The organism is Streptomyces sp. SPB074 (genome assembly GCF_000154905.1).
Taxonomy (GTDB): domain Bacteria; phylum Actinomycetota; class Actinomycetes; order Streptomycetales; family Streptomycetaceae; genus Streptomyces.
The window spans coordinates 3,398,524-3,420,656 of sequence record NZ_GG770539.1; the positions used below are offsets into that span (position 1 = coordinate 3,398,524).

Annotated in this window: 20 protein-coding genes and 1 pseudogene; 10 read left to right on the plus strand and 11 right to left on the minus strand. The window is 73.1% G+C overall.

The genetic code is table 11. The annotated features are described in order from the left end of the window. Positions 1-225: 225 nt before the first annotated feature. Positions 226-1,368 (minus strand): AI-2E family transporter, encoded by a 1,143-nt coding sequence (locus SSBG_RS14065; protein WP_050776772.1) that lies wholly within the window; start codon positions 1,366-1,368, stop codon positions 226-228. A gap of 240 nt (positions 1,369-1,608) precedes the next feature. Here SSBG_RS14065 and SSBG_RS14070 point away from each other — a divergent pair, with 240 nt between their 5' ends. Continuing rightward, positions 1,609-2,568 carry an SDR family NAD(P)-dependent oxidoreductase gene (locus tag SSBG_RS14070; RefSeq protein ID WP_324603517.1) on the plus strand — a complete coding sequence of 320 codons (960 nt, stop codon included), beginning with the start codon at positions 1,609-1,611 and terminating at the stop codon, positions 2,566-2,568. 39 nt (positions 2,569-2,607) lie between these two features. Here the strand turns inward: SSBG_RS14070 and SSBG_RS14075 are convergent, their stop codons facing one another. Then, positions 2,608-2,808, minus strand: coding sequence for a CsbD family protein (locus SSBG_RS14075; RefSeq protein ID WP_037869740.1), 201 nt, complete (start codon positions 2,806-2,808; stop codon positions 2,608-2,610). A gap of 143 nt (positions 2,809-2,951) precedes the next feature. Here SSBG_RS14075 and SSBG_RS14080 point away from each other — a divergent pair, with 143 nt between their 5' ends. Next, the gene (locus tag SSBG_RS14080; RefSeq protein WP_008746784.1) at positions 2,952-3,635 is read left to right on the plus strand and encodes a GntR family transcriptional regulator; all 684 of its coding nucleotides are present in this window, start codon (positions 2,952-2,954) and stop codon (positions 3,633-3,635) included. Next, positions 3,632-4,948 (plus strand): MFS transporter, encoded by a 1,317-nt coding sequence (locus SSBG_RS14085; RefSeq protein ID WP_008746785.1) that lies wholly within the window; start codon positions 3,632-3,634, stop codon positions 4,946-4,948. Before SSBG_RS14080 ends, SSBG_RS14085 begins: the two co-directional genes overlap by 4 nt. 69 nt (positions 4,949-5,017) lie before the next feature. Here the strand turns inward: SSBG_RS14085 and SSBG_RS14090 are convergent, their stop codons facing one another. After that, positions 5,018-5,842 (minus strand): maleylpyruvate isomerase family mycothiol-dependent enzyme, encoded by an 825-nt coding sequence (locus tag SSBG_RS14090; protein ID WP_008746786.1) that lies wholly within the window; start codon positions 5,840-5,842, stop codon positions 5,018-5,020. A 438-nt stretch (positions 5,843-6,280) separates the two neighbouring features. On the opposite strand from SSBG_RS14090, the gene SSBG_RS14095 reads away from it, so the two are divergent. Next, a complete protein-coding gene (locus tag SSBG_RS14095; protein ID WP_010269363.1) occupies positions 6,281-6,667 on the plus strand; it encodes a VOC family protein in 387 nt (128 codons plus the stop codon). A gap of 6 nt (positions 6,668-6,673) precedes the next feature. Here SSBG_RS14095 and SSBG_RS14100 read toward each other — a convergent pair whose 3' ends face one another. Next, positions 6,674-7,162: an LURP-one-related/scramblase family protein gene (locus tag SSBG_RS14100; protein WP_008746789.1), complete on the minus strand. Its 489-nt coding sequence runs from the start codon at positions 7,160-7,162 to the stop codon at positions 6,674-6,676. Between the two features lie 212 nt (positions 7,163-7,374). On the opposite strand from SSBG_RS14100, the gene SSBG_RS14105 reads away from it, so the two are divergent. Continuing rightward, positions 7,375-9,207 carry an NHL domain-containing thioredoxin family protein gene (locus SSBG_RS14105; RefSeq protein WP_008746791.1) on the plus strand — a complete coding sequence of 611 codons (1,833 nt, stop codon included), beginning with the start codon at positions 7,375-7,377 and terminating at the stop codon, positions 9,205-9,207. Positions 9,208-9,340: 133 nt separating this feature from the next. Here SSBG_RS14105 and SSBG_RS14110 read toward each other — a convergent pair whose 3' ends face one another. The 4 genes from SSBG_RS14110 to SSBG_RS14125 form a co-directional block, all read right to left on the minus strand. Beyond that, the gene (locus tag SSBG_RS14110; RefSeq protein ID WP_008746792.1) at positions 9,341-10,147 is read right to left on the minus strand and encodes an alpha/beta fold hydrolase; all 807 of its coding nucleotides are present in this window, start codon (positions 10,145-10,147) and stop codon (positions 9,341-9,343) included. Positions 10,148-10,238: 91 nt separating this feature from the next. Next, entirely contained in the window at positions 10,239-10,493 is a 255-nt protein-coding gene (locus SSBG_RS14115; protein ID WP_037869746.1) for a DUF6458 family protein, read from the minus strand. Between the two features lie 109 nt (positions 10,494-10,602). Further along, positions 10,603-11,910 (minus strand): M18 family aminopeptidase, encoded by a 1,308-nt coding sequence (locus tag SSBG_RS14120; protein ID WP_008746794.1) that lies wholly within the window; start codon positions 11,908-11,910, stop codon positions 10,603-10,605. Between the two features lie 285 nt (positions 11,911-12,195). Next, on the minus strand, positions 12,196-14,022 hold the full coding sequence (locus SSBG_RS14125; RefSeq protein ID WP_008746795.1) for an acyl-CoA dehydrogenase: 1,827 nt from the start codon (positions 14,020-14,022) through the stop codon (positions 12,196-12,198). Positions 14,023-14,277: 255 nt separating this feature from the next. Here SSBG_RS14125 and SSBG_RS31175 point away from each other — a divergent pair, with 255 nt between their 5' ends. Next, positions 14,278-14,778 (plus strand): SseB family protein, encoded by a 501-nt coding sequence (locus SSBG_RS31175; RefSeq protein WP_078491482.1) that lies wholly within the window; start codon positions 14,278-14,280, stop codon positions 14,776-14,778. 66 nt (positions 14,779-14,844) lie between these two features. On the opposite strand, the pseudogene SSBG_RS14130 reads toward SSBG_RS31175, so the two are convergent. Continuing rightward, a pseudogene (locus SSBG_RS14130) lies at positions 14,845-15,852 on the minus strand (hypothetical protein); the annotation flags it as partial. A 117-nt stretch (positions 15,853-15,969) separates the two neighbouring features. Here SSBG_RS14130 and SSBG_RS14135 point away from each other — a divergent pair. The 3 genes from SSBG_RS14135 (at position 15,970) to SSBG_RS14145 (ending at position 18,813) form a co-directional block, all read left to right on the plus strand. Next, on the plus strand, positions 15,970-16,623 hold the full coding sequence (locus SSBG_RS14135) for a TetR/AcrR family transcriptional regulator (RefSeq protein WP_037869748.1): 654 nt from the start codon (positions 15,970-15,972) through the stop codon (positions 16,621-16,623). A gap of 465 nt (positions 16,624-17,088) precedes the next feature. Further along, positions 17,089-17,529 (plus strand): hypothetical protein, encoded by a 441-nt coding sequence (locus SSBG_RS34690; RefSeq protein WP_234010524.1) that lies wholly within the window; start codon positions 17,089-17,091, stop codon positions 17,527-17,529. 327 nt (positions 17,530-17,856) lie between these two features. Next, on the plus strand, positions 17,857-18,813 hold the full coding sequence (locus tag SSBG_RS14145; protein ID WP_008746798.1) for a pirin family protein: 957 nt from the start codon (positions 17,857-17,859) through the stop codon (positions 18,811-18,813). Between the two features lie 196 nt (positions 18,814-19,009). On the opposite strand, the gene SSBG_RS14150 is transcribed toward SSBG_RS14145, so the two are convergent. Together SSBG_RS14150 and SSBG_RS14155 are read right to left on the minus strand one after the other, a co-directional pair. After that, positions 19,010-19,498, minus strand: a complete 489-nt coding sequence (locus SSBG_RS14150) for a hypothetical protein (protein WP_008746799.1) — start codon at positions 19,496-19,498, stop codon at positions 19,010-19,012. 477 nt (positions 19,499-19,975) lie between these two features. Then, on the minus strand, positions 19,976-20,857 hold the full coding sequence (locus tag SSBG_RS14155) for a sulfite exporter TauE/SafE family protein (protein WP_008746800.1): 882 nt from the start codon (positions 20,855-20,857) through the stop codon (positions 19,976-19,978). A gap of 222 nt (positions 20,858-21,079) precedes the next feature. On the opposite strand from SSBG_RS14155, the gene SSBG_RS14160 reads away from it, so the two are divergent. After that, the gene (locus SSBG_RS14160; protein WP_008746801.1) at positions 21,080-22,006 is read left to right on the plus strand and encodes a D-alanyl-D-alanine carboxypeptidase family protein; all 927 of its coding nucleotides are present in this window, start codon (positions 21,080-21,082) and stop codon (positions 22,004-22,006) included. Positions 22,007-22,133 lie beyond the last annotated feature (127 nt).

Genomic DNA, 22,133 nt, shown 5'->3' on the forward strand with positions numbered 1-22,133 from the left:
CGGGGACGGCGGGGCCGGCGCGGAGACCGGCGGGGCGAGCGCCGCCGGGGCGGGCACGGGAGCGCCCGGCGACACCAAGTAACCCGTTCACCGTTAAATCACACAAAACGGTCCGTCACGCTCTACGGTGTGGCCAGGGGGTCCGGGACCCCCGTGCGGTCCCGGACCCCCTGGCCACACCGTAGAGCGTGACGGACCGTTTTGTGTGATTTAACGGTGAACGGGTTACTTGGTGTCGCCGGGCGCTCCCGTGCCCGCCCCGGCGGCGCTCGCCCCGCCGGTCTCCGCGCCGGCCCCGCCGTCCCCGTACCGCTCCCGCAGCTCCCGGAAGATCCCGAACGCGGCGGCCGTGAGCGGGACGGCGAGGAGCATCCCGAGGATGCCCGCGAGCGAGGCGCCCGCCGTGATCGTGACCATGACGACGGCCGGGTGCATCTGCACGGTGCGGCTCTGCACGACCGGCTGGAGCAGGTGCCCCTCCAGGACCTGCACGGCGAGCACGACCCCGAGCACCCACAGCGCGATGACGAACCCCCGGTCCGCGAGCGCCACGAGGATCGCGACGGCGCCGGACAGGAAGGCGCCGAGGTAGGGGATGTACGCGCCGAGGAAGACGAGGGCGCCCAGGCCGAGCGCGCCCGGTACCCGCAGCACGAGCAGCCCGATCGTGATGAACGTGGCGTCGATCAGCGCGATGATCGTCGTGCCGTGCATGAAGCCCGCGACCGCCTGGTACGCGCGGCGCGCCATCGCCTCCACGAGGTCGGAGCTGCCGCCGGGCGAGAGCTCGCGTAGGGCGTGCAGCGCGCGCCCCGCGTCGCGCAGGAAGAAGAACATCAGGAGCAGCGCGAGCACGGCCGTGGCGACGAAACTCCCGACGACGCTGAGCCCGTTGATGACGCCGGTCGCCGCCGTGCCGCCGAACTTGTTCAGCAGCTGCCGGGCGTTGTGCGTGATGTCGTCCAGCGAGGTGTGCCCGGCGCCGACCCAGGAGGCCGCGTCGTCGAAGGCACTGCGGATCGAGTCGAGGATCTGCTGCCCGTTGTCCACGATCGCGCTCGTCACGATGTACCCGGCCCCGCCGACCGCGGCGACGACGGCGGCGCACGTGAGCCCGGCCGCGAGCGAGCGCTGCACGTGCGCGCGCCGCACGAGCAGCGAGTAGAGGGGACGCAGCAGCGCGGTCCCGAGCACGGCGAGCAGGATCGGCGTGACCGCCGTCTTGAGCTCGACGCACAGCCAGACCCCGACCGCGGCGACCCCGGTGACGAGCAGCGCGAGCACGCACCAGGCCCCGAGCCTGCGCATCGGCTCGGGGAGCAGCGCCGCGGTGGACTTGGCGGACGACGACGGTACGGATACGGGCATGGGGCCAGCGGACCACGGACCGGGGGCGCGGCAGGTGGTGCCATGCCGGGCGGGGGCCCGGAAGGGGGGGCGGTCAGGCCGGGTAACGGACGAGGGGGATCGCTTCCGCGTCGGCGGCCGTCGCCCGGTAGAGGTGCGGGACGTCGGCCGGAGCGGTCCGAGCGGGCCCGGCGCGGCGCTCCGAACGCGAGGGCGGATTCCCGCCAGCGCGGTCGGCGTGCTTCCTCAACCATTGCTCTCATGAACGGACTTGAGGGAAAGACAGCCCTGGTGACCGGCGGCTCGCGGGGCATCGGGGAGGCGGTTGTGCGGCGCCTGTCCGCCGAGGGCGCGCGCGTGGCGTTCACGTACGTACGGGACGAGGCGCGCGCCGCCGCGTTCGTGAAGGATCTCGACGGTCCCGCGCTCGCGCTGCGGGCCGACAGCGCGGACCCGGCGGCGGTGCGGGGCGCGGTGGCCGAGACGGTACGAGCCTTCGGCGGCCTCGACGTCCTGGTCAACAACGCGGGCGCCTTCCACGTGGGGGCGCTCGCGGACCTCGGGGACGCGGAGATCGAGCAGACCCTCGCGGTCAACGTCCGCGCCCCCTTCGAGGCGGCCCGTGCGGCGGCCCCGCACCTCCCGGAGGGCGGCCGGATCATCACGATCGGCAGCAACACGGCCGTCCGCCTCCCCTTCCCCGGCTTCGCCCTCTACGCGATGAGCAAGACGGCCCTCGTCGGGCTGACGAAGGGGCTCGCCCGCGAGCTGGGCCCGCGCGGCATCACCGCGACCCTCGTCCACCCGGGCCCCACCGACACCGACGCCAACCCGGCCTCCTCGGCCCAGGCCCCTGCGGTCGGCGCCCTCACCGCCCTCGACCGCTACGCCGCCCCGCACGAGATCGCGGCGACGGTCGCCTTCCTCTGCGGTCCGGACGCGACCTACGTGACGGGGGCGGAGATCGCCGTGGACGGGGGCTGGGGGGCGAAGGGGCTGAGGGAAGTCCGGCGCCGGGGGCCGGGGACTCGGCGGCCCGTACCCGCACGGCCTTCTCCTCGCCCCCACACGCACCGAGATCCCCGCCCCCGGAAGGGGCGGGGATCTCGTCGTGGAGGCGGGTGCGCACCGGAGCCCGAGGGGGGCGTGGCTCCGGTGGCACCCGGTCCCCGGGGTGGACGCGGGGCCGCTCGGGTCAGGGAATCGCCCCGGTCCAGGTAGGGGGGTGCCGCGGGCGGGGAGCGCCCGGGGCAGCCGGTGTCAGTGGCGGAAGGCGTCCTTCGTCTTCTCCTTCGCCTGCCGCATGTCGCCCCGGGAGCGTTCGACGCCGCCCTCGGCCTGGAGCCGCTCGTTGCCGACGAGCTCGCCCGCCGTCTCCTTCGCGGCGCCCTTCACGCGCTCCGCGCGGGCGGTCGCCTTATGGTCCGTACGGTGTGCGTGCTTGCCGTGCTTGGCGGCCATGATCGTGCTCCTTCGCTTCGGGCTGCGAGCCGTATCGCTGACACCGACCGAGTGCCCCGCCCCTCGCGCCTCACACCTCCCGCCCGCTGTCCATTTCGCGGACACCTTCGAGGACGTACGCATCTTGTATCTATGCTGTGCGCATGTCCTCCGTCCCCACGGTCAGCCCCTCCGCCGAGCCCAGGCCGCCCAAGCAGCCGCCCGCCGCCGACCGCGTCTACACGCACGTCAAGCACCGCATCCTCGACCGCAGCTACGCGGGCGGCACCCTCCTCACCGAGGGCGAGGTCGCCGAGGAGGTCGGTGTCTCGCGCACCCCCGTCCGCGAGGCGATGCTGCGCCTGGAGGTGGAGGGGCTGCTCAAGCTCTACCCGAAGAAGGGCGTCCTCGTCCTGCCCGTGTCGGCGCAGGAGATCGAGGACGTCGTGGAGACCCGGCTCCTCGTCGAGCGGCACGCGGCGCGCAAGGCCGTGCCCGCCTCGCCCGCGCTCCTCACCCGGCTCGAAGAGCTGATCGCCGAGCACCAGCGGCTCGCCGGGGCGGGGGACTACGAGGGCGCGGCGGCGAGCGACCGCTGCTTCCACGCCGAGATCGTGCGCAGCGGCGGCAACGAGATCCTCTCGCGCCTGTACGACCAGCTCCGCGACCGTCAGCTCCGCATGGGCGTCGCGGTCATGTACTCGCACCCGGACCGCATCCAGAAGACCCTGCACGAGCACCGCGAGATCCTCGCCGCGCTGCGCGCGGGCGAGGCCGAGGCGGCCGTGGCCGTGGTCGACCGGCACGTCGGCTGGTTCCACACGCTCGCCCGCGGGGAGGTGCGATGACCGCGCAGTCGGTGCCCGCGCGCGCCACGCTGCCCGGCGATCCGCCCGGCGGCCGGGGCGCGGTGACGATGTGGAGCGTCGGCGTCTCCGTCTACTTCGTCGCGATCATCTTCCGGACGTCCCTCGGCGTCGCCGGGCTGGACGCGGCCGACCGCTTCCACGTCGGCGCCTCGGCGCTCTCGACGTTCTCCCTACTCCAGCTCCTCGTCTACGCGGGGATGCAGATACCCGTCGGCCTCATGGTCGATCGGATGGGACCGAAGAAGGTGCTGTGCCTCGGCGCCGTCCTCTTCACGCTCGGCCAGCTCGGCTTCGCCTTCTCGCCGAACTACACGGCGGGCCTGCTCTCGCGCGCGCTCCTCGGCTGCGGCGACGCGATGACGTTCATCAGCGTGCTGCGCCTGGGCACCCGCTGGTTCCCGGCCCGGCGCGGCCCCTTCGTCGGGCAGCTCGCCGGCCTCGTCGGCATGGCGGGCAACCTCGTCTCGACGCTCGTGATCGCCCGGCTCCTGCACGGCGTCGGCTGGACGGCGGCCTTCGCGGGCAGCGCGGGGCTCGGCGTCCTCGTCCTCGTCGTGACGCTGCTCTTCCTCAAGGACCACCCCGAGGGCCACGCGCCGCCACCGCTGCCCAGCACGCACCGGGGCGCCGCCTACGTGCGCGCGCAGATCGCCGCGACGTGGCGCGAGCCGGGCAGCCGGCTCGGGATGTGGACGCACTTCACGACACAGTTCCCCGCGATGGTCTTCCTGCTCCTGTGGGGGATGCCGTTCCTGGTCGAGCAGCAGGGGCTCTCGCGCGGCACGGCGGGCAACCTGCTCACCCTCGTCATCGTGTCGAACATCGTCGTGGGTCTCGTCTACGGGCAGCTCATCGCCCGTCACCACGGCGCCCGGGTCCCGCTGGTCCTCGGCACGGTCGCCGCGACGGCGCTCGTGTGGGCGCTGGTCCTTGGCTGGGGCCCGCACGCCCCGATGTGGCTCCTCGTCGTGCTGACCGCGGTGCTCGGCGCCTGCGGCCCGGCCTCGATGATCGGCTTCGACTTCGCCCGCCCGGCCAACCCGCCCGAGCGCCAGGGCACCGCCTCGGGAATCGTCAACATCGGTGGTTTCACCGCCTGCATGATCCTGCTGCTGGCGATCGGCGTCCTGCTCGACGCGACCGGTGACGACTACCGCGTCGCCTTCTGCGCGATCTTCGCGGTGGAGGCGCTGGGCCTCAGCCAGTTCCTGCGGCTGCGGGGCCGGGCGATCCGCAGGGAGCGGGAACGGCTGGTGGCGAGCAGAGTGGAAACGGTGCACGTACCGGCGTAGCCCTCCCGGCCCACCGCGCGCGTCCGCCCGTTCCGGGGCGGCGGAGCCCCGCGAAGGGGCCCGCCCCGCTCAGGGGGTGACGGCGAAGTGGGCCAGGATGGCCGCGACCAGTTCCTCGTCCCCCTCGGACTTGACGTCGGCCGCCGCGCGCTCCGCGGAGATCCGCCCGCACGCCAGCCGGAAGTACGTCTCCCACTCCAGGCTCAGCGTGGCGACGGGCCCGAGCGAGGGCGCCCCGTCCACGCTGCCCCGCCCCTCCGCGTCGACCCGCACCGTCCGCAGGAACTCGACGGGCCCGCTCACGTCGAAGACGACCGCGCTGTTGGCCGGAGCGCCCGCCCGCTTCGCGACGACCTTCGGCAGCCCCATGAGCAGTTCGTCGCGCGCGACGTAGGCGCCGGGCGAGTCGAGGTTCCCGGGCTGCCCGAGCGCGAGACGCAGGTCCTGCTCGTGCACCCACACGTCGAAGGCACGCCGCCGCATGGCGACTTCGAGGGTCTGCTCGGTGCCGAGCGGCCCGCGCAGCGTCGCCTCCGGGCCCCGGTTCTCGTTGCGGAGCTGGCGGTTGCGCCGGATGATCGTGTACTCCAGCTCACCGAGCATCTCGGGCGCCGTGTGGTGGCGGCGCACGTCCACCTGCATCTCCATGTACCGCTGGTGCTCGGTGCGGACGTGGTAGAGGTCGCGCGGGAGCGTGTGGATCGGGCGCGGGTCGCCGAGGATCTCGCAGTCCATGCCGATGACGTGCGAGATCAGGTCCCGCACCGACCAGCCGGGGCACGGTGTCGCCCGGTTCCAGTCCGCGTCCGCGAGTGGCTGCACCAGCGCGGATATCGCTTCCACGGAGTGGGACCAGGCGTCGGCATAGGTCTGAAGGCTGGGATGGAGGCTCACGGGACCCCTCGTGCGGTCGGTACGGCGCGGCGGTGGCCGCGGCGGGACATCAGGTCGTCAGGGACGGCTGGCGGGCGGTCAGGGCGGCGGCGGTGCGGCGCCGTTCGGTGCGCGGGTGCTCGTCGGTGCGCGGGTGCTCGGTGCGCGGGTGCTCGGGGGCCGGGGGAGAGTCCCCCGGGGAGCACAGTACGCCGCCGGGTGTCGCCCTGGCAGTGCTTTCGAGTGACGATGGTAGGCCGGAGTTGACGTCCCGCCCCACCCGGCGGTGGTACGGTTCGCCGCCGCACGACGGCCCCGCGCCGCGTATGCCCGGTACGGGCGCCCGCAGGGACACCTCACGAGCACGCATATGCCCGGCACGCGTGCCCCCGGACGCACCGTCACGCGGGGCCTGTACGCGCGACCCGGCAACGCCCCGGTCCCCTACCCTCGGTGGGCATGGTGCAGGTACTGAGCAGCAGGATTCTGCTGCGCCCCACGGACCCCGACCGCTCCCGCGATTTCTACGGCCGCAAGCTCGGCCTCGCCGTGCACAGGGAGTTCGGCACGGGCGAGGAGCGCGGCGTCGTCTACTTCCTGGGCAACGGCTTCCTGGAGGTCTCGGGCCGCTCCGCCGAACCCCCGTCGTCCGCGCTCGGCATCTGGCTCCAGGTGCCCGACGCGGCGGCGGCGCACGAGGAGTTGCGCCGCGCCGGGGTGGAGATCGCGCGCGAGCCCCGCGAGGAGCCGTGGGGACTCATCGAGATGTGGGTCCGCGATCCGGACGGGGTCCGGATCGCGGTCATCGAGGTGCCGGAGAGGCACCCCCTTCGCTGGCGCCCGTGACCGTCCTCAGCCGTCGTTGCCCTCGGCGAGCGCGATCACGCACACGGTCACGGCGATGAGCAGCGCGGGGTCCACGTCCTCCCGGACGACCTGCACCCCGTACGTGTCACGGACCGTGAACCAGCGGCGCGAGATCTGCGCGAGCAGTTCGCCGTCGTACTCGATCGCGAACTCGCGGTCCAGGATCTTGCCGCTCACGTCCAGCTCGGTCCCGTCCGCCATGTCCACCCGGAAGTGGTTGCGGAGGAGCGAGAGCCGCTTGCGCTTCACCTTGGCGAGGTGCGTGCCCTCGCGCTCGATGACCATCTCGCCCATGAGGCTCAACAGCTTCTGATGGATGTCGACGAGCACCCGCCCCTGCTCGTCCTTCAGCTCGAAGGTCTGCCGGACCCGCATCGCCTTCCCATCGACCAGGAAGACCTTGCGGCCCGAGTCGTCCTCGATCCAGTAGTCGTCACCGATGGAGAACAGCCGCTCACGCACGAGATATCTCATGGGGCTACGGCTACCCGTTTTCCCGCCGGAAAGCGGGCACGACGGGCCGTGTTCCCCGCGGAACATCCGGCCCGGCGCCGTGTGCGATGTTTCACGTGGAACATTCCCGCCCGGCAACCGACCTGCGGCCCCGGCGCGCCCCCGCCGAGAGTTGTTCCACGTGAAACATCCGGACGGGGGATCGCCGCAGGTGAGGTGGCACCCTGGAGAGCATGAACGACGCAGCTCCCGCCCCCCGCCGTGCCCGTGTCCGCGCCCCCGAACTGGTCGGCAAGGGCGGCTGGCTCAACACCGGCGGTACCTCGTACTCGCTCGCCGATCTGCGCGGGCGCATCGTGATCCTCGACTTCTGGACCTTCTGCTGCATCAACTGCCTCCACGTCCTGGACGAGCTGCGCGAGCTGGAGGAGAAGCACCGGGACACGGTCGTGATCATCGGCGTGCACTCGCCGAAGTTCGTGCACGAGGCGGAGCACGCGGCCGTCGTGGACGCGGTCGAGCGGTACGGGGTCGGGCACCCGGTCCTGGACGATCCCGAGCTGGCCACCTGGAAGCAGTACGCGGTACGGGCCTGGCCGACCCTCGTCGTGATCGACCCCGAGGGCTACGTCGTCGCCCAGCACGCGGGCGAGGGCCACGCGCACGCCCTCGCGACGCTCGTGGACGAGCTGGAGGCGGAGCACGCCGCGAAGGGCACGCTGCGGCGCGGCGAGGGCCCGTACGTACCGCCCGAGCCCGTCGCGGGCGACCTCCGTTTCCCGGGGAAGGCGCTGCGGCTGCCGGGCGGGACGTTCCTGGTCAGCGATACGACGCGGCACGCGCTGGTCGAGCTGGAGGCGGACGGCGAGACGGTCCGGCGGCGGATCGGCGGCGGGGAGCGCGGGCTGCTCGACGGGGACGCGGCGACGGCGCGGTTCAACGAGCCGCAGGGCCTCGCGCTGCTCCCGGACCGCGCGGTCGTCGTCGCGGACACGGTGAACCACGCGCTGCGCCGCGTGGACCTCGCGAGCGGCGAGGTCACGACGCTCGCGGGGACGGGGCGGCAGTGGTGGCAGGGCGAGCCGGTCGCGGGCGCGGCGCGCGAGGTCTCGCTCTCCTCCCCGTGGGACGTGGCCTGGTTCGCGGGCGAGGTGTGGATCGCGATGGCAGGCACGCACCAGCTGTGGGCGTACGCGCCGGAGACCGGGACGGTCCGCGCGGCGGCGGGCACGACGAACGAGGGCCTGGTCGACGGCCCGGCGGCCGAGGCGTGGTTCGCGCAGCCCTCGGGGCTCGCGGTGAGCGCCGACGGCGAGCGGCTGTGGATCGCGGACGCGGAGACGAGCGCGGTGCGCTGGATCGACCGCGCGGGCACGGTCCGCACGGCGGTCGGCACCGGCCTCTTCGACTTCGGGCACCGCGACGGGGCCGCAGCCCAGGCGCTCCTCCAGCACCCGCTGGGCGTCACGGCGCTCCCGGACGGCTCGGTGGCCGTCGCGGACACGTACAACCACGCGCTGCGCCGCTACGACCCGGCGAGCGGGGAGGTGACGACCCTCGCGACCGACCTGCGGGAGCCGAGCGCGGCCGTCGTGGACGGCGAGGAGATCGTCGTCGTGGAGTCCGCGCGCCACCGCCTGACCCGGCTGCGGCTGCCCGAGGAGGCGGTACGGGTCGAGGCCGTCGCCCACCGCACGCGGCGCGCGGCGACCGAGGTGGCGGCCGGGAAGCTCGCCCTGGACGTCATCTTCCAGGCCCCGACCGGCCAGAAGCTCGACACCCGCTACGGCCCCTCGACGCGCCTCCTGGTCTCGTCCACGCCGCCGGAGCTGCTGGTGTCCGGCGAGGGGACCGGCACGGACCTGGACCGCGTCCTGGAGCTGAACCCGTCCGTGCCGGAGGGCGTCCTGCACGTCTCGGCGATGGCGGCCTCGTGCGACGACGCGGACGACAACGAGTACCCGGCCTGCCACGTGCACCAGCAGGACTGGGGCGTCCCCGTGAAACTCGTCGCGGAGCACGGCGAGACCCGGCTGGCGCTGGTCCTGGCGGGACTGGACGACTGAGGGCGGGGGCGGGAGGCCGGGAGGGGGCGGAAGCGCGTGCGAGGCCGCGGGGGGCTGGGCGCGCCCGCGAGACCGCGGCCCGGCACCCGGCCGCCCCCGCCGGTCCGGGCGGGCCCGGCCGCCGCCCCTGTGGCTACCGCACGCTCCGCCCCAGGAAGTCCCGCACCAGGAGCGTCGTCTCCTCCGGCCGCTCCATGTTCGGCAGGTGTCCCGAGGAGGAGAGGTCCACGTACTCGGTCTCGCGCGCCCCGGTGAGCCGGTCCGGGAGACCGGCGGCCAGCGCGCGGAACTCCGGGAGGTCGTGGGCGGCCGTGACGACGAGGGTCGCGGCGGTGACAGCGGAGAGCGGGACAGGGCCGCCCTCCTCCGTACGGCCCGCGCCCTGCGGCCCGGCGAGCTGGAGCTGGTAGGCGCGGCGCTGCATCCGCGCGACCTCGGCCCGCACCGACGCGTCCGCGTCCGGGCCGAGCCAGGTGTCCGTCATCAGCGCGCAGGCCCCGTCGAGGTCGCCCGCGGCCACCAGCTTCTCCTCGCGCGCGTCCAGCGCCGCCAGCGCCTCGGTCTCCTCCAGTCCCGGGGCCGCCGGGCAGAGCAGGACGAGGGCCGGAACCCGCTCGGGCACGAGTCCCGCGAGCCGGAGCGCGACCCTGCCCCCGTACGAGGAGCCGACGAGGGCGAAGCGCTCCACGCCGATCCCGTCGAGAAGCGCGAGGACGTCGCGGGCGTCGTCGTGCGGGATGTCCTGGTCGAGCGTGCTGCCGCCGAAGCCGCGCGGGTCGGGGGCGAGGCCCCGGTAGGTGGGCGGCAGGGCGGCGAGCAGGGAGGACCACATGCGGCGGTCGCAGACGCCGGAGTGGAGCAGGACGACGGTGGGGGCACCGGTGTGCGCGTTGCCGGTGTCGGTGAAAGCGAGCGGCAGAGCCGGGTAGAGCGGGGCCATGCGAGGGATCGTGCGCCAACACGCCACCGGCCGCCACCCGTTATGGGTGACGGCCGGTCGGGGAGCGGCGGAAGCTTCGGGCGGGGGCCCGTCAGTAGCCGCCGTGCTCGCGGCGGATGCGCTCCTCCTCGGTCATCGGCTGCGAGGTGACGATCGGGGCGCCGCCGGTCGTGGTGATCATGCGCCGCTTGCGCGCGATGCTCGTGAAGGTCACGACACCGATGATGCCGACGACCATCAGGATCACCCCCACCAGACTCAGGTCGAGCCCGCTGACGTGCCAGTCGGTCGCGAACGCCAGAATCGCGCCGATCGCGAGCAGGATGATGCACCCACCAAGTCCCATGACGAGCCTCCTTGTTGCCGTCCGTTCCGCACGGGTACCCCCGCGGGCGCCCCGCACACAACCGCGCGCCCCCGGAGCGCCGCCGTGCCGGAACCGGACCGCCGGGGCCTCAGCCCTCCAGGAACGCGACCAGCGTGTTCGCCAGGTGGTACGGGTCCTTGTCCCCGCACAGCTCACGGACGCTGTGCATGGAGAGGATCGCGACGCCGATGTCCACCGTCTTGATCCCGTGCCGCGCGGCCGTGATGGGACCGATCGTCGTGCCGCACGGCATCGAGTTGTTCGAGACGAAGCTCTGGTACGGGGTCCCGGCGCGCTCGGCGGCGGCGACGAAGACGGAGCGCCCCGCGCCGTCGGTGGCGTAGCGGTTGTTGACGTTGACCTTGAGGATCGGGCCGCCGTTGATGCGCGGGTGGTGGGTCGGGTCGTGCTTCTCCGCGTAGTTCGGGTGCACGGCGTGGCCGGTGTCCGAGGAGAGGCTGACGGAGGAGGCGAGCGCGCGGGCGCGGTCCTCGTAGGAGCCGCCGCGCGAGACGACGGAGCGCTTGAGGACGTTGCCGAGGAGCGGCCCGTCCGCGCCCGTGTCGGACTGCGAGCCGGTCTCCTCGTGGTCGAAGGCGGCGAGGACGGGGATGGAGGACAGCTCGCCGGAGCGCGAGGCGGCGATGAGCGCGGCGACACCGGAGTGCACGGAGAGCAGGTTGTCCATGCGCGGGCCCGCCACGAACTCGTTCTCGCGCCCGAGGTAGGCGGGCGCCTCGACGGGATACGCGAGCAGGTCCCAGCCGGTGACGCTGCCTTCTTCGAGGCCGGCCTCGCGCTCGGCGAAGGCGATCAGCTCGCCCTCGTGGCCCTCGCCGAGGCCCCAGACGGGCTGGAGGTGGCGCTGCCGGTCGAGCGTGAGGCCGTCGTTGGCGCCCCGGTCGAGGTGGACGGCGAGCTGCGGGACACGCAGCAGGGGGCGGTCCGCGGTGAGGAGCTTCGTGGAGCCGTCGCGCAGGCTGAGCCGGCCCGCGAGGCCGAGGTCCCGGTCGAGCCAGGAGTTGAGCAGCGGGCCCCCGTACAGCTCGACGGCGACCTGCCGGAAGCCGTGCGCGGAGAAGTCCGGCTGCGGCTTGACGCGCAGGCCCGGGGAGTCGGTGTGCGCGCCGACGATCCGGAACGGCGTGTGCGCCTCGGCGCCCTCGGGGACGTACCAGGCGACGAGCGCGCCACCGCGCAGCACGTACGCGCCGCCCGGGGTGCCCTCCCACGCCGCCTCCTCCGCGACCTGCCGGAACCCGGCCTCGTCCAGGCGCCGCGCCGCCTCGGCGACGGCGTGGTACGGCGTGGGGGACGCCGCGAGGAAGGTCAGGAGGTCGTCGGTGTGCGCGCGGCCGAAGGGCGCGGAGGCGGGGGCGGAGGTGCTGGTCGTCATGGGGAGAGCCTAACGAGGCGGTACGGGGAGGAGGCGGGACGCCCGGCTCCCGCCGCCCGGGGGCGGCCCCTCAGGTCCGGCGCGGGGGCGGCCCCTCAGGCCCGGCGCGGGGGCGGCCCTCGGCCTCGGGGCGGGGGCGGGGGCGGACGCTCCGCCTCTCGGCGGGGGTGGCCGGTCGGCCCGCGCACGAGCACTGCGGCTCGCCCCCCAGGCATCGCCACGGCCCGCCCCGCCGAGGCGGGACGGGCCGTGGGCCGAAGGCTCAGCGCCGCACGAGCGCGGGGCTCAGAACGCCTCCTCCGCCAGGTCCATCAGCTCCAGGTCCGTCGACTCGGCGAGCGCCCGCTCGACCGCGACGCGCGGCAGGATGTTCGCGGCGAAGAACTTGGCCGCCGCGATCTTGCCCGCGTAGAAGTGCTTGTCCTTCGAGGAGGCCGAGGCCAGCTTCTCCTCGGCGACGGCCGCGCCGCGCAGCAGCAGGTAGCCGACGACGACGTCACCGGCCGCGAGGAGCAGGCGCGTGGTGTTGAGGCCGACCTTGTAGATCTCGCGGGCGTTCTCCTGGGTGGCCGCGAGCTGCGTGAGCATCGCGCCGACCAGCGCCTCCAGCTCGCCGGCGGCCTCCGCCAGCTCGCCGCGCGCGGCGGCCAGCGTCTCGCCGCCGGGGCCGACCGCGAGGAACTTCTTGATGTCCTCGGCGACGGAGTTGAGCGCGGCGCCCTGGTTGCGGACGATCTTGCGGAAGAAGAAGTCCTGGCCCTGGATCGCCGTCGTGCCCTCGTAGAGGGTGTCGATCTTGGCGTCCCGGATGTACTGCTCGACCGGGTACTCCTGGAGGTAGCCGGAGCCGCCGAAGGTCTGGAGCGACTGCGCGAGCTGCTCGTAGGACTTCTCCGAGCCGTAGCCCTTGACGATCGGGAGCAGCAGGTCGTTGAGGGCGTGCAGCTCGGCGGCGTCCTCGCCCGCGGCCTCCTTGACCGCGATCGAGTCCTGGACGGCGGCGGTGTGCATGACGAGCGCGCGCATCCCCTCCGCGTACGCCTTCTGCGTCATGAGCGAGCGGCGCACGTCGGGGTGGTGCGTGATGGTGACCTTGGGCGCGGTCTTGTCGGTGAAGTTCGCCAGGTCGGGACCCTGGACGCGCTCCTTGGCGTACTCCAGGGCGTTGAGGTAGCCGGTGGAGAGGGTCGCGATGGCCTTCGTGCCGACCATCATGCGGGCGAACTCGATGATGCGGAACATCTGGCGGATGCCGTCGTGCTTGTCACCGATGAGCCAGCCCTTGGCCGGGTGGCGGTCGCCGAAGGTCATCTCGCACGTGTTGGACGCCTTGAGGCCCATCTTGTGCTCGACGTTCGTCGCGTAGACGCCGTTGCGCTCGCCCAGCTCGCCGGTCTCCCAGTCGAACTCGAACTTCGGCACGAGGAAGAGCGAGAGGCCCTTGGTGCCGGGCTTGCCGCCCTCGGGGCGCGCGAGGACGTAGTGAAGGATGTTCTCCGACATGTCGTGCTCGCCGGACGTGATGAACCGCTTCACGCCCTCGATGTGCCAGCTCCCGTCCGCCTGCTCGACGGCCTTGGTGCGGCCGGCGCCGACGTCCGAACCGGCGTCCGGCTCGGTGAGGACCATGGTCGAGCCCCACTGCCGCTCGACGGCGATCCCTGCGACCTTCTTCTGCGCCTCGTTGCCCTCGTCGAAGAGGATGCCGGCGAAGGCGGGCCCGGAGGAGTACATCCAGACGGCCGGGTTGGCGCCGAGGATCAGTTCCGCGTACGCCCAGATGAGGGAGCGCGGCGCGGTGGTGCCGCCGATCTCCTCGGGGAGGCCGAGGCGCCAGTACTCGGAGTCCATGAAGGACTGGTAGGACTTCTTGAAGGTCTCGGGGACGGGCGCGGTGTTCGTCTCCGGGTCGAAGACGGGCGGGTTGCGGTCCGCGTCCGTGAAGGACTCGGCCAGCTCGTTCTCGGAGAGCCGGGCCAGCTCGGCGAGGATCGACCTGGCGGTGTCGGCGTCCATCTCGGCGAAGGGACCGGAACCGTAGACCTTGTCGCGGCCCAGGACCTCGAAGAGGTTGAACTCGATGTCTCGGAGATTCGACTTGTAGTGCCCCACGGCGACGGCTCCCTTGCGCGGTACGGGGAGGCTGCCCTCCACCCGGACGTATCAGACATACAAGCCGATATCAGTACAGGATGCCCACGCGCACACGTACCAGTACCGGCCGGTAGCTACGATGATGCTACCCACGAGTAATAAGGCGCAAGCCCTGACGGCCCAAGCCGATGAGGAAGTCGTCACGTCGGCGGTCCCGGCCCGGCCCCCTCACGGCCCTCCCGGCCCCCGTACCGCCTCGGTACTCTTTCCCCCATGTACGGCTACGACCCGAACGCGGGCGCCCAGCAGCAGTACGCCCCGCCCCCGCAGGCCCCGCAGCAGCCCCAGCCCGGCTCCTACGGCCAGCAGCAGGACGCGTACGGCCAGCAGCAGCCCCCGCTCTACCCCGAGCCGTCCCCGCCCTCGCTCGCGGAGGCGGTCCGCGCGTTCACGACGGGCCAGTTCACCTCCGACGACTTCCAGCAGATCTTCGCCGCCTCGAAGGTCTACTGCCCCCGGGGCGACACCCCCGGCTTCCTGGCCCTGCACAACACCCAGCAGCCGGTCATCCCGATGTTCACGTCCCTGAAGGAACTGCGCCGCTACGCGGGCAAGGACTCCAAGTACTTCGTGATCACGGGCGCGGAGGTCCTGGACCTCCTCCCCACGGGCTACGGCTTCGTCCTGGACATGGAGGGCGAACACCGCATCGTCTTCGACGCGAAGGCCGTCGAGGAGATGGTGGACTACGCGATGCGCAGAATGTACGGCTGACCTTTCCGCTGCCCGCCTTCCGGCGCCGACCGCCACCGGGGAGGCGCGCACTCCGCCGGCCGGTCGCCTCCGATAACGCCGCGCCACGGCGTCGAAGGCGGCCTTGGGCTCCCACTCCATGCCCGGGTACGTCCGCCCCCGGTGCCCTTCGAGGAGCTTGACGATCCCCAGGCCGGCCCGGTCCAGGTCGTCCCGCGGGTCGCCGTCCGGGCGGTGCGGGTAGCCGGCCAGGGCGAACAGGAACACGAACGCGCTGTCCACGCACTCGCTGTCGAAGATCTCCAGGAGTTCGCTCAGATACGCGGCCTGGCCCGCCTCGTCCCGCTCGTACACGCCGTTCAGCCATATGGGCTCCCGGGTGTGCGGATCGTGCTCGACCACCTCCAGCACGCGTCCGCCGCGGTCTCCCGCCCCCCGGTAGGCCGCGGTGCCGAAGCCGGTGATGGCGAGCGGCTTCGGGCCCTGCGCCAGGACGCGCACCGCCTCCCGGAAGCGGTCGGCGACCTCGGCGGAACGGATCAGCTCGTACGTCACGATGTCGAAGGGGGTCCAGTCGACCTGCTCGAACTGGATGGCCGCGTAGGTGAGCCCGCCCCGGAAGCGCTCGCGGACCTCGGCGGCGGCCTCGTGCAGGAACGCGTTGACCCGCACGCCGAGTTCGCGCATCACCTCGGCCCGCCGCCCGGGTGGGCCCATCAATCGCCCGACCCGCTCCTCGGCGCTCTCCCCGGGCAGGAAGCCCCGGTTCATCACGCTCAGCTCGACCCCCGCGACGAACACGACCGCCGTCCCCTGCCGCCGGAGCCGTTCCGCCCGCCCGGCGCAGTCGCGGAACAGCGTGAGGATCTGCTCGGCCTCCAGCTCCAGCGGATAGGGCGAGAACCAGACCTCCAGGCCGAGTTCGGCGGCGGCAGCGGCGGCCAGCTCCAGCCGCTCCGGGTCACCGCCGATGATCTGGACCGCGTCGCAGTGCAGGTCGTCGCGGATGACGGCGAGTTCGCGCCGCACCGTCGCGGGGTCGAAGTGCGGGCGGGACGTGCGCCCGTGTACGACAAGCCCGGTGTCGTAGGTCATTCCTCGTGCCCGCATGGCGGCGCCCCCTCCGTCCGTTCCGGCCAGGTCGAGACTGACAGAAAAAATGCGTGCACGCAAATTTGCGTGCACGCAGTGTGTCGTGAGAGGCTGAGGAACGTGACGACACCACCACCAGGACTGCGGGAACGGAAGAAGCAGGCCACCCGCGAGGCGCTGCGCGAGGCGGCCCTGCGCCTGGCCGTGGAGCGGGGGCCCGAGCAGGTGCGGGTCGAGGACATCGCCGAGGCGGCCGGGGTCTCCGCGCGCACCTACAACAACTACTTCGCCAGCCGCGAGCAGGCGATCGTCTCGGCCGTCACCGCCGACCGGGAGGCGCGGATCGCGGCGGCGGTCACGGCCCGGCCCGCCGGAGCGCGCCTGGCCGACGCCGTCACCGAAGCGGTGGCCGAGCAGTACACGCGCACCGGCGAACGCGCCGAGCGGGCGCTGCTGCTGCTCACCACGCGTCCCGCGCTGCGGGAAGCGTTCCTCGACACGACCGCCGGCATCGAGCCCCCGCTCACGGCGGTGCTCGCCGAACGCCTGGGCGACACCGGCGCGCACACGGCCCGCGTTCTCTCGGCGAGCGTGGCGGCGGCGGTGCGCATCGCGCTGGAGGGCTGGCTCGCACCGCCCGAGCACGCCGAGGCCGCCGACAGCGCCGGCGGCGGGCTCGTGGTGCCCTCCGGCTCCCTGCCCGACCGGCTCCGCGCGGCACTGGCCCCGCTCGCGCCCGCCTTCGACGCCGCCGAACGGGCAGGCGAGCCCTGACCGACGAGCCGACGGCCGGTCGGACCGTGCCAACGGCAACGATGTTCGCCCTCGGTTCAGGACACGTCGGGACGTTCGCCCGCGCAGAACCTGGGCGCCCCGCCCCGCGCGAACGCACGCCAACCGGCGAAGGCGGGGCGGGCGGACTCGATGACCGGGCCGTCGTCCGCACGCTCGCTGTCGCGGAGGGGGACGGCGGGCTGCCCCCGCACGGGGACGGTGCATGATCGTCGTATCGCTCGGCGGTGACGCCCACCGCGCCGTGCCGCTCGGGCGGACGTGGGCAGGGACGCCGGAGGACGCCGCCGCGTGGTTGCGCGGGGAGGCGTCGCGGCTCGGCCCGGGGCCCCGTACCCGGTGGGCGGCGCCCGGCCTCGTCCACCCTGCGCGCGGTCCGGGGCCGACGCTCCGACGGCAATGAGGGCGTGGGCCGGGCGGCCCGAACAGGTGCGGGAATGAAGGGCGTTGCTGATCCATGGGCACCCATCCGCGCGCCGCTTCCAGGACCCGGGCGGCTCCTGGTGCGAACCGACCGCCGCCCCCGTGGAGAACGCGGGCGACTCCAGGAAGCAGCCCCACACCGATGTGCCGCGTCGCGAGGCGACCGCGCACGTCACGCAGATCATGGCGGAGTTGGCCGCCGAGCTGACGCGCACGCCAGGGGTTCCGCCCCGCTCCCGTATCCCCTGCGCGCTCGCCCCGCACCTGACGCACGAGCATCAGGGGATCGTCCGTGAGCTGAGCGGGGACGGCGGGCACGCGTGCGGGACGTTCGGGGCCGCCATGCCGGTGTGGCGGGTACGGGTCGCGCCGCGCTGCCCGCGCCGGGCGTGGGCCGCGTCGTGCGGGCTCTACGACGACCCTCCCGGCGCGTACGTGCCCGCGCGGACGGGCGAGACCGCCTGACGGTCGCGGCGGCTTCGGCAGCCGGTGCGCCTCACCTGGCGGGACGTGGGATCGAGAGGACGTCGCGGATGGCCGACGCCGTCGTCGTGTCGGCCGCGCGCATGTCCGCCCGCGCCCCGCGCGCTCCGGCGACGGCCAGGGATGGCCGGGGGTGGCCGGGGAACGTCCGCTCCGGTCGCGCCCCGGCGTGCGGGGAATGTCACGTCGCTCTGCGGGGTTCCCCCTGGCGAGAAGTTCGAGATTCAACTAATCTCGGGTTCAGAAAGTTCGAGTTTCAACGGCTCGGACCAGTCGAGCCGTGCAGACGAGGACGAGAAGGAGCGCGCCATGCCCGCCGTGACCGTGGAGAATCCGCTGACCCTGCCGAGGGTGGCCGTGGCTGACGGGGCGCAGGCGCGGCCCGTGCTCGCGGTCTCGACCGCGCCGAGCGGCTTCGAGGGGGAGGGCTTCCCGGTGCGCCGGGCCTTCGCCGGGATCGACTACAAGCATCTCGACCCGTTCATCATGATGGATCAGATGGGCGAGGTGGAGTACGGCGTCGGCGAGGCGAAGGGCACGCCGTGGCACCCGCACCGGGGCTTCGAGACCGTCACGTACATCATCGACGGGACCTTCATCCACCAGGACTCCAACGGTGGCGGCGGCACGATCACCAACGGGGACACCCAGTGGATGACGGCCGGGTCCGGCCTGCTGCACATCGAGGCGCCCCCGGAGCAGCTCGTCATGAGCGGCGGTGTCTTCCACGGCATCCAGCTGTGGGTGAACCTGCCCGCCGCGGACAAGATGAAGGACCCCGCCTACCAGGACATCCGGGGCGGCCAGGTCAAGCTCCTCACCACCCCGGACGGCGGCGCGCTGCTCCGCGTCATCGCCGGTGCGCTGGACGGGCACGAGGGCCCCGGCGTCACGCACACGCCGATCAGCCTCGTGCACGCGACCGTGCGGCCGGGCGCCGAGGCCACGCTGCCGTGGCGCGAGGACTTCAACGGCCTCGCGTACGTGCTCGCCGGACGCGGCACCGTGGGCACCGAGCGGCGTCCCGTGCACACCGGGCAGACCGCCGTCTTCGGCGCGGGCGGCTCCGTGACCGTACGGGCCGAGGAGTCGCAGGACAGCCACACCCCCGACCTGGAGGTGCTGCTGCTCGGCGGCGCTCCGATCCGCGAACCGATGGTCCAGTACGGGCCGTTCGTCATGAACACCCGCCGCGAGCTCCAGCAGGCTTTCGACGACTTCCAGGCCGGGAGGCTCGGGAGCGTCCCCGCCGTGCACGGCATGTGAGCCGACGCGTTAAGGTGGACAAACGGGTGCACAAGCGCCGGTGCGCGGGCGGTACGGCCGAAAGGCCGGCGAATCCCGCGAGCCGGGCGCCGCACCCCTCCGGTACGGAAGGCCGGGTGTCTCTCTCCCCCGTGGGCGCCCGGCCTTCCCCGTACCCGGACGCGGTCGCGGACCCCACGAGTCCGGGTCCGGCCGCTCAGGCGGGGCCGGGTGGCCGGGCGGCGTGGCCCGGATCGGCGGGCCGATGTGCGCGCGGGCGCCGCGGCGCGTCGCGCGCGAAGGCCGTCATCGTGCACAGCCCGAGGAGGGCGAGCGGGCCCCACAGGGCCCAGATCCCCCACAGCGGCCAGTCGTAGTTCTCCTGGATCAGCCCGCAAGGGAAGGCGAGGACGCTCAGCGCGACCCCGTGCCAGCCCACGATCGCCGCCGCCCTGCCGTGCCGGCGCTCACCGCGCGCGGCGAGCCACCACACCGAGGCCACGATGCCGAGGAGCCCCGCAGGTCCCGCCATGAGCGCGCCGGACTGCCAAGCCGTCCCCTGGTCCGCCACCCCGTGCACGCTCTCGTGCGGCACCCCGTCGGCATCGGCGCGGACGAGCCTGCCGCGCCAGAGCACCCCGGTGAGCCGGTCCCCGCGCGCGAGCGTCCGCGGCAGGCCGTCCCGGAACTCGACGCCGCGCCACACCTCCCCCGTGGCCGTGGCGAGGTCGGCGACCCACGCGGTCGAGCGCCCCCGGTCCTCCTCGCGCGTCCCCCGGACCGTCAGCGTCTCCTCCCAGCGGCACTCCGCGGGGCGCGTGGGGGCGACGGGGCAGGGACCGGCGGCCCGGAAGTCCCGCTACGCGCGCAGCTTTCCCGGGCACGGCCAGCGCCGCGAACACGGCGACGGCCAGGAGCCCGGCGCTCAGCACCAGGATCAGCAACGCTTTCAGGACACCACCGGCACGGCCCCCCGCACCCATCCGCGCCACCCCCTCGTGCGGCCATTCGACCACGGGGGCACGACGACGGCAGGGGCCGGACCCGCAGCGTCGGCGCGAGAGGACTGCCGCCTTCCGGCAGGAACGGCAGGCAGGACAGCGACGGCAGCGACGGAACCCCCGCCCCGCCCTCCTCCGTCAGCCCCGTCCGGCCTCCGGCGGGCCGGGTCCGGCCTCCCGCGTCAGACCACGAGCCGTACGACCGCGACGAGACCGATCACGATGACGGTGATCCGCAGCACGGTCGGTGAGAGGCGGCGGCCGACGCGGGCGCCGAGGAAGCCGCCGAGGATCGAACCGACCGCGAGGATCGCGATGACGGCCCAGTCCACGGGCGCCACGACCGCGTAGATGACCCCGGCGACGAGGTTCACGACGGCGGAGAGCACGTTCTTGAAGGCGTTGATCCGCTGGAGCGGGTCGGCGAGGAGCAGCCCCATCACGCCGACGAGCATGATGCCCTGGGCCGCGGTGAAGTAGCCGCCGTAGACGCCGATGAGGAAGATCAGGACGTAGAGGAGCGGGGTGAAGGGGGCGGCATCCGGCCCGGCCGGGGTACTCGTGGCAGGAGCGGCCGGAGTGACTCCGGTGGACGCGCCGGGAGCGGCCGGGGCGGTGGCGGCCGGGTGTGGCTCGGGACCCGTCCGCGCCCCGCCCGCCTCCGCCGCCTTCGCCGCCTTGCGTTCGCGCAACCGCCGTGTGGCGAGCGGCTGGAGGGCCACGAGGAGGACCGACAGTCCGACGAGGACGGGGACGATGACCTCGAAGGCGTCCTTCGGGAGCGAGAGCAGCAACACCGTGCCGCCGATCGCGCCGAAGAAGGAGGCGACGGCGAGCCGGGCCACGCGGCGTCCCTGGCCCGCGAGTTCGCGGCGGTAGCCGTACGCCCCGGTGATCGTGCCCGTGATGAGGCCGACGGCGTTCGACGTCGTCGCCGTCACCGGCGGATAGCCGAGCGCGACGAGGACCGGGAACGTCACGAGCGTCCCGGAGCCCACCACCGTGTTGATCGCCCCGGCCCAGACCCCGGCGATCCCGATCAGCAGCCCCTCCCACCACATCATGCCCACGACAGTAGAGGGCGGTGGCCCGGGGCCCCGCGCGGGGGCGGAGGCGCGTACGGGAGCGGGGCGGACCGGACATCCGGCCCCACCCGTCCCGAAAAAACCGCACAACTCCCCACTCCGCACGTGCAACTCCGTACGTCGGCTCGTTGTCTCAAGGGGGTAGGCGTGTGCTGTGCGCCACCCTCGAATACCTCGTCCTCGTCCCTCACGGAGCATTGTGTGAACCTCGGTCTCAGTCCGCGCCGTACCGCCACCGTCGCCCTCACCGCAGGCGCCGTCCTCGTCGCGCCGCTCGTCGGCACCGCGCAGGCCGCCTCGGCGCCCTCGGTGAGCGCCAGTGGCGCCTACCTCCTCGACACCTCTTCGGGCAAGGCGCTCTACAGCAAGGCCGCCGACACCAAGCGGGAGATGGCGAGCACGACGAAGGTCATGACGGCCGCCGTCGTCCTCGACACCAAGGGCCTCAATCTCGACAAGAAGGTCACCATCCAGCAGGCGTACCGCGATTACGTCGTCAAGAAGGGCGCGAGCACCGCCGACCTGCGCACGGGCGACAAGGTCACGGTCCGCCAGCTCCTCTACGCGGCGCTCCTGCCCTCCGGCTGCGACGCCGCCTACGCCCTCGCCGACACCTTCGGCACCGGCAAGACCGCGACGGCCCGTACCGCCGACTTCATCGCGAAGATGAACGCCAAGGCCAAGTCGCTGAAGATGGCGAACACGTCGTACGACTCCTTCGACGGCATCCCGACGAAGAGCAAGAACTACACGACGCCGCGCGACGCCTCGCTCCTCGCCCAGCACGCGCTGAAGAACTCGACCTTCCGCACGGTCGTCAAGGCGAAGAGCACGAAGCAGACGGCGACCGCGAGCAACGGCAACACGCGGACGTACACCTGGTACAACACGAACAAGCTGCTCGGCTCCTACGACGGCGCGATCGGCATCAAGACCGGCACCGCGAGCGGCTCGGGCCCCTGCCTCGTCTTCGCCGCGACGCGGCACGGAAGGACCGTCGCGGGCGTGATCCTCAACGACAGCAACCGTTTCGAGGACGCCGCGAAGATCATGGACTACGCGTTCAAGTCCCACAGCGCCCAGGCGATGCAGCTCAGGGACCTGCCCCGCGGCGCCCAGAAGGACTGACGACGGGACGCGCCGGTCGCGGATGTTTCACGTGAAACATCCCCTCCTGGCCGCTCGTTGATGTTTCACGTGGAACATCGGGTCCCGGTGGGCTCGTCGATGTTTCACGTGAAACATCGGAGAGGGG